The organism is Enterobacter sp. HK169 (assembly GCF_001719105.1).
Classification (GTDB): Bacteria; Pseudomonadota; Gammaproteobacteria; order Enterobacterales; family Enterobacteriaceae; genus Enterobacter; species Enterobacter asburiae_B.
Genome location: NZ_CP017087.1, coordinates 3534910 through 3549533, shown reverse-complemented (window position 1 = coordinate 3549533; position 14624 = coordinate 3534910). Strand labels below are relative to the sequence as shown.

Here is a 14624-nt window from a genome sequence, read left to right as displayed (position 1 = left end):
TTTTGCTCCGGGGAAGATTTTTCTCCCGGAGCAGGTTAATCAAGCCCCTAACCGATAATCCCAGTCATCCGAATGAATAACGTTACCGTCACGGTAATGCCAGGTAATCTTTTCATAACGAAGCTGAACAAGCTCAAGATGCCCCTGTTTTTCATGATAAGTCTCTTTCACGTCATGCATTAATGAAAACAGCGTGACGACTTTTACCGATTCCAGCGTTATCGTGAAATAGATTTCTTCCTGACCGGCATCATTGATTCTGTAAAGGTCGATAGTCGCTTTCCTGAGCGTACCGCCCGTGCTGAGCGCTTTATAGAGATAAACGCTGGAGGCATCAATTTCCTTTTCAATCAGAAAGGGGCGATGCTGGCGTTTGCTCAACACTCTGCCATTATGCAGGTCAGAATTATAGCTTACGTTATGGTAGAGCCCTAAAACCTCAATCTGGTTTTCACAGTCTTTAACTCTCACGCTCCCTTTTATAATATTACCCGCATCGTCAGTTAATGACATATATCCCGGAATGGCCATTTAAATATCCTTATCGAATGGAACAGAGTGTTCAACGGTGGCGATCATAACGGCGAGACATTTTTTACCCTTCGGACTGTTTACCTTAAACATCTCCCTGATGGAATCTACATAAAGCTTATTGCTCTCTGCTTCCGTCTCAGGGAAATTAGCAAAAGCGCAGACTTGTTCAATAGTGAGCAACGGTTTATCGTCTTTTAATATTGCTAAGACAGCCTCAGGGTTATGCGGGATGGCTTCTGAAAGCGCCGCCTTTAAATCTTCAGCCGTACTGGCGTCTACTCCGGGTTCAAGGGCACTCGCCACCGCTAACCATGCTTGTGTTCCGCTCCTGATTTTCGGGATGACATGGTTCCACCATTCCGACTCACCGTTATCATTTGAGTTCATTTCACCAACAACAGTGCTGGCCCCCTTGTCGTTTATCATTTGTAAAATCTGTTCAGGCGTATGATTTTTGGCAAATAAGCCCATCGGTAAGGACAAAAAGAATAGCGCAATAATATATTTCATTATCGTACCACCAGTATTGTGTCACCAGAATCATAAATTATATGGCGCTTGTCCTGGCCGTTCATAATGATGCAACCTGCTGACGCAGTACCTGGCGGCAGCCCTTTTTTATCACCATGAATTTGAAAGTGATCTCTACCAAAGGTATTGGTTCCGGCTATAGGCTCAAGAATTATGGCCTCTGCACTTTTATGATTATTCCATCCGGCAATAAAATAAATACCTCTGGGGATGGGCCCTCTGTTTCGTTGACTTTCACACTCGGGTTTATCTTTCGATTCACCAGCGCCGCTGTAGCAGTTAGCGACAAACTCACCGTTATGGCTCAATACTCCTGTCGATACTTTATATTCCCATGTCATTAATACCACCTCCTTTTACAAATAGTTCTTTATCTTATGACGGACAAGAAAATAGAAATTACCATGAAGGTCACAAAAACTTACTGTCGGGAATAAACAAGCACAAAAAATATATAAAAATTAATAATAGATAATTTTAATACATATATTTTTTAATATAATAGCGGTCTGTTCGCTCAAATTATGCATTCCCTCCTCTTACACCAGTTTTGCACTTTTGGTGAACTTCCCTCTATCCTTAACCCATGGAAAAAATAGCTGAACTCAAACGCGCCAAGCTGCTGGCGCTGTCGCTGCTGCTGGTTGCCGCCGCGGCGTTTATCACCACCCTGTTCCTGCCGCAGACCTTCTGGGTGCGCGGCGTGAAGGCCATTGCCGAGGCGGCGATGGTCGGCGCGCTGGCAGACTGGTTTGCCGTGGTTGCGCTGTTCCGCCGGGTGCCCATTCCGTTTATCTCGCGCCATACGGCGATTATCCCGCGCAATAAAGACCGGATCGGCGACAATCTCGGCCAGTTTGTGCAGGAGAAGTTTCTTGATACCCAGTCGCTGGTGGCACTCATCCGCCGCTATGAACCTGCCCAGATGATCGGCGCCTGGTTCAGCAAACCGGACAACGCCCAGCGCGTCGGGCTGCATTTGATGCAGGTGATGAGCGGTTTTCTCGAACTCACCGACGATGGACGCATTCAGCGCCTGCTCAAACGGGCGGTGCATAAGGCCATCGACAAGGTCGATTTCACCGAAACCAGCGCCGTGATGCTGGAGAGCATGACCAAAAACAACCGCCACCAGGTGCTGCTGGATGCGATCATCAACCGTCTGATTACCCTGATTCAGCGGGAGAGCACGCGGGACTTTATTGCCGATCAGATTGTCCACTGGCTGAAGACCGAACACCCGCGCAAAGCGATGGTGCTGCCCACCGAGTGGCTGGGCGATCAAAGCGCGGAAATGGTGTCGAACGCGGTGAACACGCTGCTGGACGATATCAGCCACGACCGCACGCACCAGATCCGCCAGGCGTTCGACCGTGCCACGCTGAAGCTTATCGACAACCTGAAAAACGATCCGGAAATGGCGGCGAAAGCCGACAACATCAAGCACTACCTGAAAAACGATGAGGCGTTTAACCGCTATCTGGGAGAGATGTGGGCCGACCTGCGCCAGTGGCTGAAAGCGGATATGCAAAGCGAGGATTCGCGCGTGAAGCAGCGCATCGCCAACGCCGGGCTGTGGTTTGGCGAAACGCTGTCTAACGACGCCAGCCTGCGGGCGTCGCTGAACGAGCATCTGGAGCAGGCGGCACACCGCCTCGCACCGGATTTCGCGGCGTTTCTGACGCGCCACATCAGCGACACGGTCAAAAGCTGGGACGCCAAAGACATGTCCCGCCAGATTGAGCTTAACATCGGTAAAGACCTGCAGTTCATCCGCGTCAACGGCACGCTGGTCGGCGGGACGATAGGCCTGATCCTGTTTTTACTCTCGCAGCTGCCTGCCGTGCTGGGGCATTAATCTACTTTGGGCGGCGCGATGACGTAGCGCGTCGCCTCAAAGCGGTTGAGGATCAGGTGCACCAGGAAGACCATCGTCAGCGTTGCGACCAGCGAAAAGGTAACGGAGGTGATGCGGTAGAGATCGCTGAACACCAGGTCAGTGTCCGGGTGCATGTTCTGCCCGAACATAATGCCGATGGTCGTGATGCTGGAAAATCCCACGCCCGCGCCCACCTTTTCCATCACGTGCAGGCGCGCGCCAAACGCCAGCCCGAGGCCGATCAGCGGCATCATCAATAGCATATGGCTGCTGTGATCGTAGAGAATCAGCTGCACCACCAGAATGTAGAGACAGCCCAGCACCACGCCGACCACGCGCCAGATCGAGCTCATCACCGAACCGCGGTAGTGCATGGGGAACAGAATCAAAATCCCCGCCATCAGCGCCGAAAGCGAATCGCTTAAGTCGCTAATCTGAAACACCACGAATATTAGCGTCGCGACGGTGCCGGAGAGCAGCGACTCGTGGCGCACGCGGGCATCGTCTTTCTCAATCAGCGGCGGCGGCCTGCGGGGCTCCACGTCCGGCAGGAGATAGTTCATCAGCGCGCTCAGGCACACCGCCATCACGCTCGCTTCGATGTTGGAAAACAGCAGCGTGTGCCAGCTGGTGGTGGGGTAGCTCATAAAGTTGAGCATCACGCTCTGGCACACCACGCCCATTGAGCCAAACAGGAACAGCGGCCCCTTGCTCATAAAGCGAAAACGCATTACGTACAGGGCGAACACCACCAGCGTCATGATGACCGGCCATTGCGACAGATAGCCGATGATGAAGATCATTTCGACGCAGTTTAGCGCGGCGCTGAAGATAAACTGCTTCGCCACGTGGCGGTTAAACACCGGCACCAGCGACAGGAGCATGATCGGGTAGACCACGAAAAATACGCCGTAGCTGGTGTTGTAGAAGCTGGAGATGCTCAGCGCAATCATCCCGGCGAAGACGATGCGCAGGGTCTGGCGAAAGTCGTTTGCCGTATAGACGATGTTGCCGTGCGGGGTAAACACCCGCGCCAGGGTGCTAATAGACATAGTGAAGCAGGCTCACCAGGTGGATCTGCATCCCGGAGAAAAAGCGCGCAAACGGCCCTTCGCTGTTGTAGAGCTGCACGGTCGCGCGGGCGCCGGTCGGCAGATGCTTCGGCAGCGCTTCATCCAGCGTCACGTGAATGCGCATGCGTTGGGCATCGCGCACCCAGCGGTTGGAGGTTTCAGGTTCGGACAGCTGACCGTTAACGGCCTCCTGACCCGCCAGTATTCCCGCGTCGCTGCTGGTCACGTGGGCGCGGAAAACGTGCCCCGGAAAGGCGTCAAACACCACGGCGGCATCGGTGCCCTGATGGGTATGGCGCAGGCTCTTCTCGCGAAAATCAGCGACGATATCGGTCTGGTTGTTCACCAGCGCCAGCGCGGCGGAGCCGGATGAGGCATAGAAACCGGGACTTAACTGCAGATTACTGACCGTGCCGTCCGCCTGGGCGTAGACCTTCGTCCAGCCGAGGTTAAGCTCCGCGTCATCCAGCGCGTTACGGTATTTTTGCAGCGTCACGTTGCGATGCTCGTCCCGCTCGCCGCGCTGAATGCGCAGGTTATGGATATTGGCCTGGATAGAGCTGACGGACTGCTCGCTGCTCTGCCAGGTGGTGCGAACCTTATCCAGATCCGCCTGCGAGACGTTCTGCAGGGTGCTCAGCTTCTGGTAGCGGTCGAAGGTCACTTTGTCGTTACGCGCGGTCAGCACGGCGGTTTTCAGGCTAGCCTGCGCGGCAGCGATCTGCGCATCCAGCTGTTCGTTGGAAAGGCGTGCCTGCTCAAGCGCGATTTGCGCCGCTTCCACTTTATTGCGAAACGGCGTGTCGTCGAGCTCAAACAGCAGATCGCCTTTTTTCACCTGGCTGTTGTTGTGGACATGTACCGCCGCCACGTAGCCGGAGACGCGCGGAGAAACCGGCGTCACCACGCGCATCACGGTGGAGTCCGGCGTCAGCGGGATCCAGATATCCGCGACGATAAAGTAGACAAACATCAGCAGGAAAGAGGCGATACTCACCCTTACCCAGCGGGCAAACTTTTGTTCAGGGGTCATTATTTTTCGGTCTTGTTATCTTCTTCGCGGATTGTCCGCAAATTGCAGGCGAATTGATTCAGGGTGGCGCTGAAAATGTCGATATGTTCCGACGCGATGTTTTGCGATACGCGCGCCTGATAGGTCTCAATCACCTGAGTGAGCCTTTTTAATATGGCTTTTCCCTCAGGCGTCAGCGTCAGAAGCCGGATGCGCTTGTCATAAGGCGATACGGCGCGCAGCAGGTAACCCTGCTTTTCCAGCTGTGTCAGGGTGCGCATCAGCGGCGGCAGTTCAATGCCCTGCACCTCCGCCAGCTCACTCACGGAGACGTTATCCCCGAGCTGATGAAGCTGCATCATCACCGTCCAGCTCGACTGGGTTAACCCGGTATCGAGAATGGCGTCGTCGATTACCGCACGCCACTGGCGCACGATCATCGCCATCCGCATGCCCATCGGCCTGCGGCTAAACAGTTCTTCTTCGCTCATGGGGAAACCTCTCGTCACACGCGGTCAAGATAATAGTTATCATGATAAGTATCAAGAAACGAGAGGTAAAAGAGCAGGAATTGCGAAACGACGTCTCCCTCTCCCCGTGGGAGAGGGTCGGGGTGAGGGCACCAGCCCGCAGCAGAGTTTAGCGGCTAAAAAGTCTCCTGACGGCACTTTTCCCCGAAACCGTCACCACCACCTCCCTGTACCCCGCCACCCGCTGGATCCACCCTTTGCTTTCCAGATGAATGAGCAGCGCCGCGCCCGCCTCACCGCCCAGATGAAACCGCCGCTCGCTCCAGTCCAGACAGGCGCAGCAGGCCTTGCGACGTGTATTGGGATTTAACGGAATACCAAGCTTCAGAAACTGCTCCCGGCCATACGGCGTGAGCGCTGAACCGTCTGCCTCCAGCCAGCCTTCCGCCTGCATAAAATCGTAGATTTGCACCGCAACCCTTCCGGCAAGATGGTCGTAGCAGGTTCGGGCCTCGCGCATGGCTTTCGGCGCGGTTGTTTCCGGCGGGGTGATGCGGCTCCAGGAGAGCCCCATCATATGCTCGACCAGCGCCGCCACGTCGTGCCCCGCCAGACGATAATAGCGGTGCCGCCCCTGCGACAGGCAGGTAACCAATTGCCCTTCCACCAGCCGGGCGAGATGGCCGCTGGCGGTCGACGGCGCAACGTCTGCCGCCGCGCTCAGCTCGGTGGCGGTCCACGCCCGCCCGTCCATCAGCGCGCACAGCATCTTTACGCGCGACGGATCGGCCATTGCGGCAGCCACCGCGGCAATGGCCTGTTCCAGCGCCGCGCCGTTATCAGGAGGTAGGCTCGTTTTTAACATGTGTCGCCCAGGGTTCGGTGATCTCTGCGGCCAGCTTATCATCATCCGTCAGCAGAATAAGGTGATTCGCGTGGTCGCTGTACTGGGTAAGGATAGACACGCCGCGTGCAGCCAGAGCCGCCGCAATTTCACCCAGCTCGCCGGGGCGCTCCTGCCTGAGTTTCCGGATCACCGGCTTACGCACCGCCTGCACGGTAAACCCGGCGTCGAGCAGCACGCATCGCGCTTTTTCCCCGTCTTCCACCAGAAAATGGGCATCGGTACCAAATACGCCTCCGCCCTCCAGCCCCACGCCGTTGCGCCCGAGCAGCTGTCCAAAGCGCGCCAGCTCGCCGGGCCTGTCGCTAAAAATCACATGAACGTCATACATCCGTGTGCCCTCCGGTTTCGGAACTGTACTCCCGCACCAGTTGCGCCACTCGAATGCGGTAGTACGCGAAAATCGACTCCCGCCCTTCGGCCTGCGCCGCCTGATGGAAGACGTTCTGCTTCCAGCGGCGGACGGCCTCTTCGTCGCGCCACCAGGAAAGGGACAGGATTTTGCCGTCGGTCGTCAGGCTCTGAAAACGTTCGATATCAATGAAGCCGTCGATGTCCGCCAGCAGAGGTTTGAGTTCGGCAGCGAGCTGCAGGTAGCGCGCCTGATGGGCGGGCGCGGCTTTGGCTTCGAAAATGACTGCAATCATGATGGTCTCTCCGTAGTGATTTGGAGAGAGAATGCAGGGTAGAGAGGAACGATGCTTCGGCAAAGAGCGAAATGTTGTGCCGGATGGCGCTGCGCTTATCCGGCCTGTGGGCTCCTGTAGGCCCGGTAAGCGCAGCGCCACCGGGCAGGTTTTAGCTCAGAATCGACCTCGGCTCCATAAACGCCCGGATCCCCCACTCGCCCATCTCGCGCCCCACGCCGGAGTGCTTAAACCCGCCGAACGGCGCCTTCGGCTCATGGGCAAGGGTATTCACCAGCACGCGACCGGAAACAATCTGCTGCGCCACGCGTCGCGCGCGGTTCGCATCGCCGCCCAGCACCATCGCGCTCAGTCCGTAGTCGGTATCATTGGCAATGGCGACAGCCTCCGCCTCGTCACGATAAGGGATCGCGCACAGCACCGGGCCGAAAATCTCATCACGGGCGACCGTCATCTGGTTGTTCACGTCGGCAAACAGCGTAGGGCGCACAAACCAGCCGTCTCGCGTGCCGTCCGGTCTCCCTTCACCACCCGCCAGCAGGCGCGCGCCCTCTTCGATTCCTTTACGGATATAGCCCTGCACCCGCTGCCACTGCTTTTCGCTGACCATCGGGCCGACGTCCGTCGCGCTATCGCGCGGATCGCCCGATTTCACCGCCGCCACGGCCTGCGCCAATGCGGCTTCGATCTCCGCCTTGCGCGCCTGCGGCACCAGAATGCGCGTTCCGGCAACGCACGCCTGCCCGCTGTTCATAAATCCGGCCTGAATCACCAGCGGGATCGCCTGCGCCAGATCCACATCATCCAGCAGGATCGTCGGCGATTTACCGCCTAACTCCAGGGTAACGCGCTTAAAGCTCTCCGCCGCGTTGCGCAGGATCGCCTTGCCGGTATTCGTCGAGCCGGTAAACGAGATTTTTGCCACGTCGGGATGACGGCTGATGGTTTCACCGACGGTTTCGCCGCGTCCGGTGACGATATTAAACACGCCCGGCGGCAGTGCGGCATCGCGCAGCGCTTCGGTGACAATCCGGGTTTGCAGGGCGCTCATTTCGCTCGGCTTGATGACTGCCGTACAGCCCGCAGCCAGCGCGGCCGCCAGCTTGCCGCAGATAAACCCCGCGTCGCTGTTCCACGGCGTGATGAGCCCAGCCACGCCAAGCGGCGTCATCTGCACCGTCGCTGCGCCTGCGGGGGTGATAAATTCAAACGCCTCCAGCGCCTCAATGGCCTGAGCAATCACCTCCGCCGGATAGCTGGCCATCCATGCAGAGCGCGAAGCGGGCGCGCCGTACTCTTCAATGACCGCTTCCAGCAGATCGTCGTGACGGGCGGCCACGGCGGCGTGCATACGTTTTAGCGCCGCGAGGCGTTCCTGTTTAGTGGTCTGCGACCACGCCGGGAACGCCGCTTTCGCCGCCGCAACGGCGCGCTCCGCGTCAATCTCATCCGCCAGACGAACCTGGCCGATGACCTGCGCCGTCGCCGGGTTGTACAAATCAAACCACTCGTTGCCGTGCGGGGTAACAAATTCGCCGTTAATAAAGATCTGTTCGATGGTGTGCATATAAACCTCCTCAGGCTGTGTGAGCACAGTCTGTCACGGTTTCTCCATTGCGATAATCCACGCTATGCTGCAAGGGTTGTTTCGATTTTCAGGATAATCTATGCATCGTTCAGGTCTGACAGAGCTGGAAGTGGTGATGGCGGTCGTGCGGCGCGGCAACTTTCGCACCGCGGCGCAGGAGCTGGGCATGTCCGCCACGGCGGTCAGCAACGCCATCGCCGGGCTGGAGAGCCGCCTTGATACCCGCCTCTTTAACCGCACCACCCGCAGCGTGGCGCTCACCGACGCCGGACAGCGCTACGTGGCGCGTATCGGCCCGGCCCTGCAGGAGATCCGTCTCGCCAGCGAGGAGATCCACAGCGACACCGGGGAACCCGCCGGCACGCTGCGTCTGAACGTGCCGAACCATATCGGCACCCTGTTTCTGGACCAGCTGCTGATCGACTTTATGATCCGCTACCCGAAGATGCGCGTAGAGACCGTCAGCGAAGCGCGAATGATCGACATCGTCGCGGAAGGCTATGACGCGGGGATCCGCCTTGAAGAGTCCGTGCCGCAGGACATGATCGCCGTGCCGCTGACCGGAGAGATCCGCCAGCTGGTTACCGCCACGCCGGACTATTTTGCCCGTCACGGCATTCCGCAGACGCCGGACGATCTGCTTTCGCATCAGGGGATCGGCATGCGCATGGCCCACGGCGGGATCTACCGCTGGGAGCTGGCGCGTCGGGGGGAAACGTACGCCCTTGCCGTGCCGCCGCGCTTTGCGACGTCCGATCTTTTTGCCTCGATCCGCGCCGTAAAAGCGGGATTAGGGGTGGGATTTTTGCCGGAACTGTATATCCGTGAAGAGCTGGAGCGTGGAGAACTGGTGAGCGTCTTAAACGACTGGGCGCAGCCCTTTGCCGGACTGCGCCTTTACTACCCCGGCCATCGCCACGTCCCGCCAGGCCTGCGGGCGCTGGTGGCGACGATCCGCGAGCGCGGGATTATTCCAGGTTAGCCTTGTTCAGCCCGTAAGCCGCGTCCAGCGAGCCCGGCGCCATGCGGGAGGTGATCCCCAGACGGTTCCAGGCGTTGATCGCCACGATGGCGAAGTTCAGCTCTGAAATCTCCACGTCCGAGAAGTGCTCCGCCACGCTGCGGTACAACGCGTCGCTCACGCCGTGAACGCCAATCTGGGTCAGCGCTTCGGTGAAGGCCAGCGCGGCTTTCTCGCGGGCGCTGAACAGCGGGGACTCGCGCCAGGCCGCCAGATGGTACAGGCGCAGCTCGCGCTCGCCGGCGATTTTGGCCTCTTTCGAGTGCATATCCAGGCAGAAGGTACAGCCGTTCAGCTGCGACACGCGAATGTCGATCAGGTGCTTCAGCGCCGGGTCGATGGAGGTTTTTGCCACCTCCATGCTCAGGGCGGACAGGGCGTTGGCGAGGGCGGGTGTAACTTTGTGGTGGTTAACGCGAGTGCTCATTGTCTTTCCTCTTTTTTGTGCGGCATATGTCATGCGATGCGGCAAATCTACGCCGTTCATGACATAGTAAAAAGATACAAAACGCGTGAAATGAGGTAGGACATGAAGCCAGGCTATCACGAGATTTATTCCCGCTATCGCGACAACATCACGCGCGGCGTGCTGAAGCCGGGCGATAAGGTGCCTGCCATCCGCGTGCTGGCGGAAGAGCTGAAGGTGGCGCGTAAAACCGTCGAAACGGCGTATGCCATTCTGACGGGGGAAGGGTATCTGGTGAGCCGGGGCGCGCGCGGCACGCGGGTCAACCCGGACCTGCTGTTGCCGGATAAGAGTGCCCCTGGGGAACAGCCCACCGGCACGCTTCCGGCATCGCTCATCAGCCAGCGCGAGCGGGCCGGGTTTCTGCGCCCTGGCATCCCCGCCCTCGACAGCTTCCCGTATAAAAAATGGCTGTTGCTGGCGGGTCAGGCGACGCGCGCCATGCGTCAGGAGGAGATGCTCAATCCGCCCGTTCTGGGCTGGTATCCGCTGCGCCAGGCCATCGCCAGCTATCTTAATATCTCACGCGGGCTGTCCTGCAGCGCCGAACAGGTGCTGATCACCAGCGGCTACAGCGGCAGCCTGCGGCTGATCCTCGACACCCTCGCCAGCCGCAGCGACAAGGTGGTGTTTGAGGATCCGGGCTACTTTATGGGCCAGCAGCTGCTCAAGCGGATCGTGCCGCGCCTGCACACGGTGCCGGTCGACCACTGCGGCATCGATACGGACTACCTGCTCCGTCACCATCGCGACGCCCGTTTTGCCATCGTCACCCCGTCGCACCAGAGCCCGCTGGCGGTCACGCTATCGCTGCCGCGCAAGCAGCAGCTGCTCGACTGGGCCAGCCAGAACGAGGCGTGGATCATCGAAGACGATTACGACGGTGAGTTTCACTACACCCGCAAGGTGCTGCCGTCGCTGAAAAGCCTCGACCAGCACGACCGGGTAATTTTTATGGGCACCTTCAGTAAAACCATCATGCCGTCGCTGCGCATGGGCTACGTGGTGATGCCCGCCAGCACCGTCGGGGCCTTTACCGACTGCGCGGACATTACCACCAGCGGCCAGCCGGTGCTGACGCAAAAGATCCTCACCGCGTTTCTCAACGAAGGGCATTTTTTCCGTCACCTGAAAAAGATGCGCGCGCTGTATCAGACCCGCCGCGACTGGATGATTGCGGCTCTCCGCGAGGTGTATGGCGATCTGTTTTTCACCGAGCAAAACGACGGTGGGATGCATATCGTGGCGTTCCTGACCAGAGGCAGCGGTGACCGGGAAGTGGCGCGCTGCTGGCAGGAACAGCAGCTGCAGGTGAATGCGCTTTCGGAGTGGTATTGCGGGTCGGGCAAACGCTACGGGCTGGTGATGGGCTATAACAACGTGCGGTCGTATGAAGAGGCGCTGGCGTTGCTGGAGAGGCCGAAACGGCAGACGCTTGCGCTGTTGAGCTGAAATCGCCGGGTGGCGGCTACGCCTTACCCGGCCTACGGTTTAAACATCATTGCGGGATAAACCAACGTCCTTGAGCTGCTCGTCGCTCATCTGGCTCAGGATGTGCCGGGTGCGGTTGATACGATACCAGTTGCAGATCGTTTTGCCGATCCAGACAAACACGACGAACGGACGTTTTGAACGATTCTCATAGAATTCCATGATGCTCTCCTCACAGTACCAGTGGGGTTATCATCCTGGAAATCGGCCTGTGCAATACAGACTCAAAAACACCTTTTGTTTAACATACAGATCCGCTAAAACAATATCTGCATGCCAATTTTTACGGCAATCTGTACTGGTTTTACAATCTGTATGGTGAAAACAAAGGATACAGCATGACGCGCTATCAACATCTGGCCAACCTTCTGGCAGAACGTATTGAACAAGGGCTGTATCGCAGCGGCGAACGTCTGCCGTCGGTGCGCACGCTGAGCCAGGAGCACGGCGTGAGTATCAGCACCATACAGCAGGCCTATCAGATCCTCGAAAACCTCCAGCTGATCACCCCCCAGCCGCGCTCCGGCTATTTTGTTTCGCAGCGCAAAGCCCAGCCGCCGGTTCCGGCCATGACGCGCCCGGTGCAGCGCCCCGTGGACGTCACCCAGTGGGATGAGGTGATGATGCTGCTGGACGCCCGCGCCGACAAAGAGATGATCTCCTTCGGCGGCGGCTCGCCGGATATTAACCAGCCGAGCCTGAAGCCCCTGTGGCGCGAGATGAGCCGCATCGCGCAGCATAATCCTGCCGAGATGCTGAGCTATGACGTGCTCGACGGCCGCCTGGAGCTGCGCGAGCAGATCGCCCGCCTGATGCTGGACGGCGGCTCCACCGTAGCGGCGAACGAGATTGTCATCACCAACGGCTGCCACGGCGCGCTGTCGATTGCCCTGCTCTCGGTGTGCAAGCCGGGGGATATCGTGGCGGTGGAGTCGCCGTCGTTTCACGGCACCATGCAGATGCTGCGCGGGTTTGACATCAAGGCGATTGAAATTCCTACCGATCCCGAGACCGGGATCAGCATCGAGGCATTAGAGCTGGCGCTGGAGCAGTGGCCGATCAAGGCCGTGATTCTGGTGCCCAACTGCAATAACCCGCTCGGGTTTATCATGCCGGAAGCGCGGAAAAAGCAGGTTTTAGCCCTGGCCCAGCGGCACGATATCGTGATTGTCGAGGACGATATTTACGGCGAGCTGGCGGCGGAGTACCCACGCCCGCGCACCATTCATTCGATGGATATCGACGGCCGCGTGATCCTCTGCAGCTCGTTTACCAAAACCGTGGCTCCGGGCCTGCGCGTCGGCTGGATTGTGCCGGGGCGCTATTACGACCGGGTGATGCACATGAAATACGCTGCGGGCGGGTTTAACGTGCCGGGCACCCAGATGGCGGTGGCGGCGTTTATTCGCGACGGGCATTACCATCGCCACGTGCGTCGTATGCGCCAGATTTATCAGCAGAATATGGAAACCTACACCTGCTGGGTGCGGCAGTATTTTCCGGCAGAGATTTGCGTCACGCGCCCGCAGGGCAGCTTCCTGCTGTGGATTGAGCTGCCGGAAAAGGTCGACATGGTGTGCGTCAGCAAGCAGCTGTGTCGGCTGAAGATCCAGGCCGCGGCCGGGTCGCTGTTTTCCGCCTCCGGGAAGTACCGCAACTGCCTGCGGATCAACGTGGCGCTGCCGCCGACGGAGAAGAATCGCGAGGCGCTGAAGAAGATGGGTGAAGCGATTGTGATTGCAATGGAGGAGTAGTGCGGCCTGATGCCCTCACCCCGACCCTCTCCCACAGGGAGAGGGAGAAAACCGATCCTGTAGGCCCGGTAAGCGCAGCGCCACCGGGCAACAGGCAGGTTACTCGTCGAAGTACCAGTATCCCTGGTTAATCAGCCCGGTGAGCTCTTCAACAAACGCCGGGTTTTTCAGCGCATCGCCCAGCTCGGCCTGGCCGAGTTCGGTGTAGCGGCACAGCGCATCCGCCGCCTTTGCGTCTACCGTCTCCAGCTGTTCGCTGTTGATGAAGAAGCTGCCGTTGACGTTCAGCACGCGCAGGCCGCTCAGGCGGGACAGCGTTTCGCCGCCCTGCAGCGCGTCCAGCACCTCTTCCGGCGCGTACGGCGGCTCGGCGGTGGCGATATCCAGCTCGTGGCGCGGCGTGGAGACAAAGCTGCCGAACCATTTTGTGAAATCATCCGGCTTGCTAATCATGTCGAACATCATCTGGCGAATGCGATCGAGTTCGTACTGCTCCACGCGGCCCGGGTGTTCGCAACAGGTCAGATCCGGATCGCTGTAGTGCTCGCCGCCCAGATCGTTTTCCAGCGCATAATCGGCGAAACTGCTGATCAGATCGCGACCGTTCGGCCCGCGGAAACCGACCGAGTAGTTAAGCGCCGTCTCATGGGTAAAGCCGTCGTGCGGGAATCCAGGCGGGATGTAGAGGATATCGCCCGGGGCCAGATCTTCGTCGATGATCGGCTCGAACGGATCGACATGCAGCAGCGCCGGATGCGGGCAGAACTGACGCATCGGCAGCTTGTCGCCCACGCGCCAGCGGCGGCTGCCCATCCCCTGAATGATAAACACGTCGTACTGATCGATATGCGGACCCACGCCGCCACCCGGCACGGAGAAGGAGATCATCAGGTCATCCAGACGCCAGTCCGGCAGGACGCGGAACGGACGCACCAGCTCAGCGGCGGGCATATGCCAGTGGTTCACCGCCTGCGCCAGCAGCGACCAGCCGGTTTCGCCCAGATCGTCAAAGTGCTCAAACGGACCATTGCTGGCCTGCCATTTGCCGTTGAAATGGCTCACCAGACGGCTATCGACTTCCGGCTCCATCGCCAGCCCTGCCAGCTCGTCCGGGGTGATCGGGTCGACAAAATTCGGGAAGGCATTTTTCAGCACTACGGGTTGTTTTTGCCAGTATTTCTCAAGAAATTCCGGCCAGTTCAGGTTCAGTTGATACGCCATGGGTAGCACCAGTGAGAGGGGAAACAGGCGCGA

General features: G+C 58.6%; 17 protein-coding genes. 4 read left to right on the top strand and 13 right to left on the bottom strand.

Going from position 1 to position 14624, the window contains the following annotated elements:
* Positions 1 to 39: 39 nt before the first annotated feature.
* Genes tssD through EnteroDNA1_RS16865 form a run of 3 tightly spaced genes read right to left on the bottom strand, consistent with a single transcriptional unit; the run spans position 40 to position 1406 of the window.
* Positions 40 to 531, bottom strand: coding sequence for a type VI secretion system tube protein TssD (gene tssD / locus EnteroDNA1_RS16875; protein WP_069303621.1), 492 nt, complete (start codon positions 529 to 531; stop codon positions 40 to 42).
* A complete protein-coding gene (locus tag EnteroDNA1_RS16870) occupies positions 532 to 1044 on the bottom strand; it encodes a hypothetical protein (RefSeq protein ID WP_069303620.1) in 513 nt (170 codons plus the stop codon). It lies immediately after the preceding gene.
* On the bottom strand, positions 1044 to 1406 hold the full coding sequence (locus tag EnteroDNA1_RS16865; protein ID WP_039262252.1) for a tlde1 domain-containing protein: 363 nt from the start codon (positions 1404 to 1406) through the stop codon (positions 1044 to 1046). The genes EnteroDNA1_RS16870 and EnteroDNA1_RS16865 overlap by 1 nt, the downstream gene beginning before the upstream one ends.
* Before the next feature lie 245 nt (positions 1407 to 1651).
* On the opposite strand from EnteroDNA1_RS16865, the gene EnteroDNA1_RS16860 reads away from it, so the two are divergent.
* The gene (locus tag EnteroDNA1_RS16860) at positions 1652 to 2923 is read left to right on the top strand and encodes a DUF445 domain-containing protein (protein WP_032660921.1); all 1272 of its coding nucleotides are present in this window, start codon (positions 1652 to 1654) and stop codon (positions 2921 to 2923) included.
* Here the strand turns inward: EnteroDNA1_RS16860 and EnteroDNA1_RS16855 are convergent.
* The 7 genes from EnteroDNA1_RS16855 to EnteroDNA1_RS16825 form a co-directional block, all read right to left on the bottom strand.
* Positions 2920 to 3996, bottom strand: a complete 1077-nt coding sequence (locus tag EnteroDNA1_RS16855) for a DUF2955 domain-containing protein (protein ID WP_023310256.1) — start codon at positions 3994 to 3996, stop codon at positions 2920 to 2922. The genes EnteroDNA1_RS16860 and EnteroDNA1_RS16855 overlap by 4 nt on opposite strands.
* Complete coding sequence (locus tag EnteroDNA1_RS16850; RefSeq protein ID WP_101744430.1) at positions 3986 to 5053, bottom strand: HlyD family secretion protein; 1068 nt, start codon at positions 5051 to 5053, stop codon at positions 3986 to 3988. The genes EnteroDNA1_RS16855 and EnteroDNA1_RS16850 overlap by 11 nt, the downstream gene beginning before the upstream one ends.
* Positions 5050 to 5520, bottom strand: a complete 471-nt coding sequence (locus EnteroDNA1_RS16845) for a MarR family winged helix-turn-helix transcriptional regulator (RefSeq protein ID WP_069303619.1) — start codon at positions 5518 to 5520, stop codon at positions 5050 to 5052. Before EnteroDNA1_RS16845 ends, EnteroDNA1_RS16850 begins: the two co-directional genes overlap by 4 nt.
* Positions 5521 to 5668: 148 nt before the next feature.
* The gene (locus EnteroDNA1_RS16840) at positions 5669 to 6364 is read right to left on the bottom strand and encodes an ArsR/SmtB family transcription factor (RefSeq protein WP_069303618.1); all 696 of its coding nucleotides are present in this window, start codon (positions 6362 to 6364) and stop codon (positions 5669 to 5671) included.
* A complete protein-coding gene (locus EnteroDNA1_RS16835; RefSeq protein ID WP_069303617.1) occupies positions 6339 to 6734 on the bottom strand; it encodes an amino acid-binding protein in 396 nt (131 codons plus the stop codon). Before EnteroDNA1_RS16835 ends, EnteroDNA1_RS16840 begins: the two co-directional genes overlap by 26 nt.
* Positions 6727 to 7050, bottom strand: coding sequence for an antibiotic biosynthesis monooxygenase family protein (locus tag EnteroDNA1_RS16830; protein WP_069303616.1), 324 nt, complete (start codon positions 7048 to 7050; stop codon positions 6727 to 6729). The genes EnteroDNA1_RS16835 and EnteroDNA1_RS16830 overlap by 8 nt, the downstream gene beginning before the upstream one ends.
* Positions 7051 to 7201: 151 nt before the next feature.
* Complete coding sequence (locus tag EnteroDNA1_RS16825) at positions 7202 to 8617, bottom strand: aldehyde dehydrogenase family protein (protein WP_069303615.1); 1416 nt, start codon at positions 8615 to 8617, stop codon at positions 7202 to 7204.
* 100 nt (positions 8618 to 8717) lie between these two features.
* Between EnteroDNA1_RS16825 and EnteroDNA1_RS16820 the strand changes: the two genes are divergently transcribed.
* Positions 8718 to 9620, top strand: coding sequence for a LysR family transcriptional regulator (locus tag EnteroDNA1_RS16820; RefSeq protein ID WP_064673174.1), 903 nt, complete (start codon positions 8718 to 8720; stop codon positions 9618 to 9620).
* Here the strand turns inward: EnteroDNA1_RS16820 and EnteroDNA1_RS16815 are convergent.
* Positions 9607 to 10086, bottom strand: a complete 480-nt coding sequence (locus EnteroDNA1_RS16815; RefSeq protein WP_014882392.1) for a carboxymuconolactone decarboxylase family protein — start codon at positions 10084 to 10086, stop codon at positions 9607 to 9609. The genes EnteroDNA1_RS16820 and EnteroDNA1_RS16815 overlap by 14 nt on opposite strands.
* A 102-nt stretch (positions 10087 to 10188) precedes the next feature.
* Between EnteroDNA1_RS16815 and pdxR the strand changes: the two genes are divergently transcribed.
* Entirely contained in the window at positions 10189 to 11577 is a 1389-nt protein-coding gene (gene pdxR, locus EnteroDNA1_RS16810; RefSeq protein WP_069303614.1) for a MocR-like pyridoxine biosynthesis transcription factor PdxR, read from the top strand.
* Positions 11578 to 11616: 39 nt separating this feature from the next.
* Here the strand turns inward: pdxR and EnteroDNA1_RS16805 are convergent, their stop codons facing one another.
* Positions 11617 to 11778, bottom strand: coding sequence for a DUF1127 domain-containing protein (locus EnteroDNA1_RS16805; RefSeq protein ID WP_069303613.1), 162 nt, complete (start codon positions 11776 to 11778; stop codon positions 11617 to 11619).
* A 176-nt stretch (positions 11779 to 11954) separates the two neighbouring features.
* On the opposite strand from EnteroDNA1_RS16805, the gene EnteroDNA1_RS16800 reads away from it, so the two are divergent.
* Positions 11955 to 13370 (top strand): aminotransferase-like domain-containing protein, encoded by a 1416-nt coding sequence (locus tag EnteroDNA1_RS16800; protein ID WP_033144539.1) that lies wholly within the window; start codon positions 11955 to 11957, stop codon positions 13368 to 13370.
* Between the two features lie 99 nt (positions 13371 to 13469).
* Here the strand turns inward: EnteroDNA1_RS16800 and EnteroDNA1_RS16795 are convergent, their stop codons facing one another.
* Positions 13470 to 14591: a ribosomal protein uL16 3-hydroxylase gene (locus tag EnteroDNA1_RS16795; RefSeq protein ID WP_069303612.1), complete on the bottom strand. Its 1122-nt coding sequence runs from the start codon at positions 14589 to 14591 to the stop codon at positions 13470 to 13472.
* Positions 14592 to 14624 lie beyond the last annotated feature (33 nt).

What these genes read in the sequence shown, in the direction of transcription:
- EnteroDNA1_RS16795 (WP_069303612.1), bottom strand. Translation starts at nt 14,591, where the DNA reads ATGGCGTATCAACTGAACCTGAACTGGCCGGAATTTCTTGAGAAATAC.
- EnteroDNA1_RS16840 (WP_069303618.1), bottom strand. Translation starts at nt 6,364, where the DNA reads ATGTTAAAAACGAGCCTACCTCCTGATAACGGCGCGGCGCTGGAACAG.
- EnteroDNA1_RS16845 (WP_069303619.1), bottom strand. Translation starts at nt 5,520, where the DNA reads ATGAGCGAAGAAGAACTGTTTAGCCGCAGGCCGATGGGCATGCGGATG.
- EnteroDNA1_RS16825 (WP_069303615.1), bottom strand. Translation starts at nt 8,617, where the DNA reads ATGCACACCATCGAACAGATCTTTATTAACGGCGAATTTGTTACCCCG.
- EnteroDNA1_RS16835 (WP_069303617.1), bottom strand. Translation starts at nt 6,734, where the DNA reads ATGTATGACGTTCATGTGATTTTTAGCGACAGGCCCGGCGAGCTGGCG.
- EnteroDNA1_RS16820 (WP_064673174.1), top strand. Translation starts at nt 8,718, where the DNA reads ATGCATCGTTCAGGTCTGACAGAGCTGGAAGTGGTGATGGCGGTCGTG.
- EnteroDNA1_RS16870 (WP_069303620.1), bottom strand. Translation starts at nt 1,044, where the DNA reads ATGAAATATATTATTGCGCTATTCTTTTTGTCCTTACCGATGGGCTTA.
- pdxR (WP_069303614.1), top strand. Translation starts at nt 10,189, where the DNA reads ATGAAGCCAGGCTATCACGAGATTTATTCCCGCTATCGCGACAACATC.
- tssD (WP_069303621.1), bottom strand. Translation starts at nt 531, where the DNA reads ATGGCCATTCCGGGATATATGTCATTAACTGACGATGCGGGTAATATT.
- EnteroDNA1_RS16865 (WP_039262252.1), bottom strand. Translation starts at nt 1,406, where the DNA reads ATGACATGGGAATATAAAGTATCGACAGGAGTATTGAGCCATAACGGT.
- EnteroDNA1_RS16805 (WP_069303613.1), bottom strand. Translation starts at nt 11,778, where the DNA reads ATGGAATTCTATGAGAATCGTTCAAAACGTCCGTTCGTCGTGTTTGTC.
- EnteroDNA1_RS16830 (WP_069303616.1), bottom strand. Translation starts at nt 7,050, where the DNA reads ATGATTGCAGTCATTTTCGAAGCCAAAGCCGCGCCCGCCCATCAGGCG.
- EnteroDNA1_RS16855 (WP_023310256.1), bottom strand. Translation starts at nt 3,996, where the DNA reads ATGTCTATTAGCACCCTGGCGCGGGTGTTTACCCCGCACGGCAACATC.
- EnteroDNA1_RS16800 (WP_033144539.1), top strand. Translation starts at nt 11,955, where the DNA reads ATGACGCGCTATCAACATCTGGCCAACCTTCTGGCAGAACGTATTGAA.
- EnteroDNA1_RS16815 (WP_014882392.1), bottom strand. Translation starts at nt 10,086, where the DNA reads ATGAGCACTCGCGTTAACCACCACAAAGTTACACCCGCCCTCGCCAAC.
- EnteroDNA1_RS16860 (WP_032660921.1), top strand. Translation starts at nt 1,652, where the DNA reads ATGGAAAAAATAGCTGAACTCAAACGCGCCAAGCTGCTGGCGCTGTCG.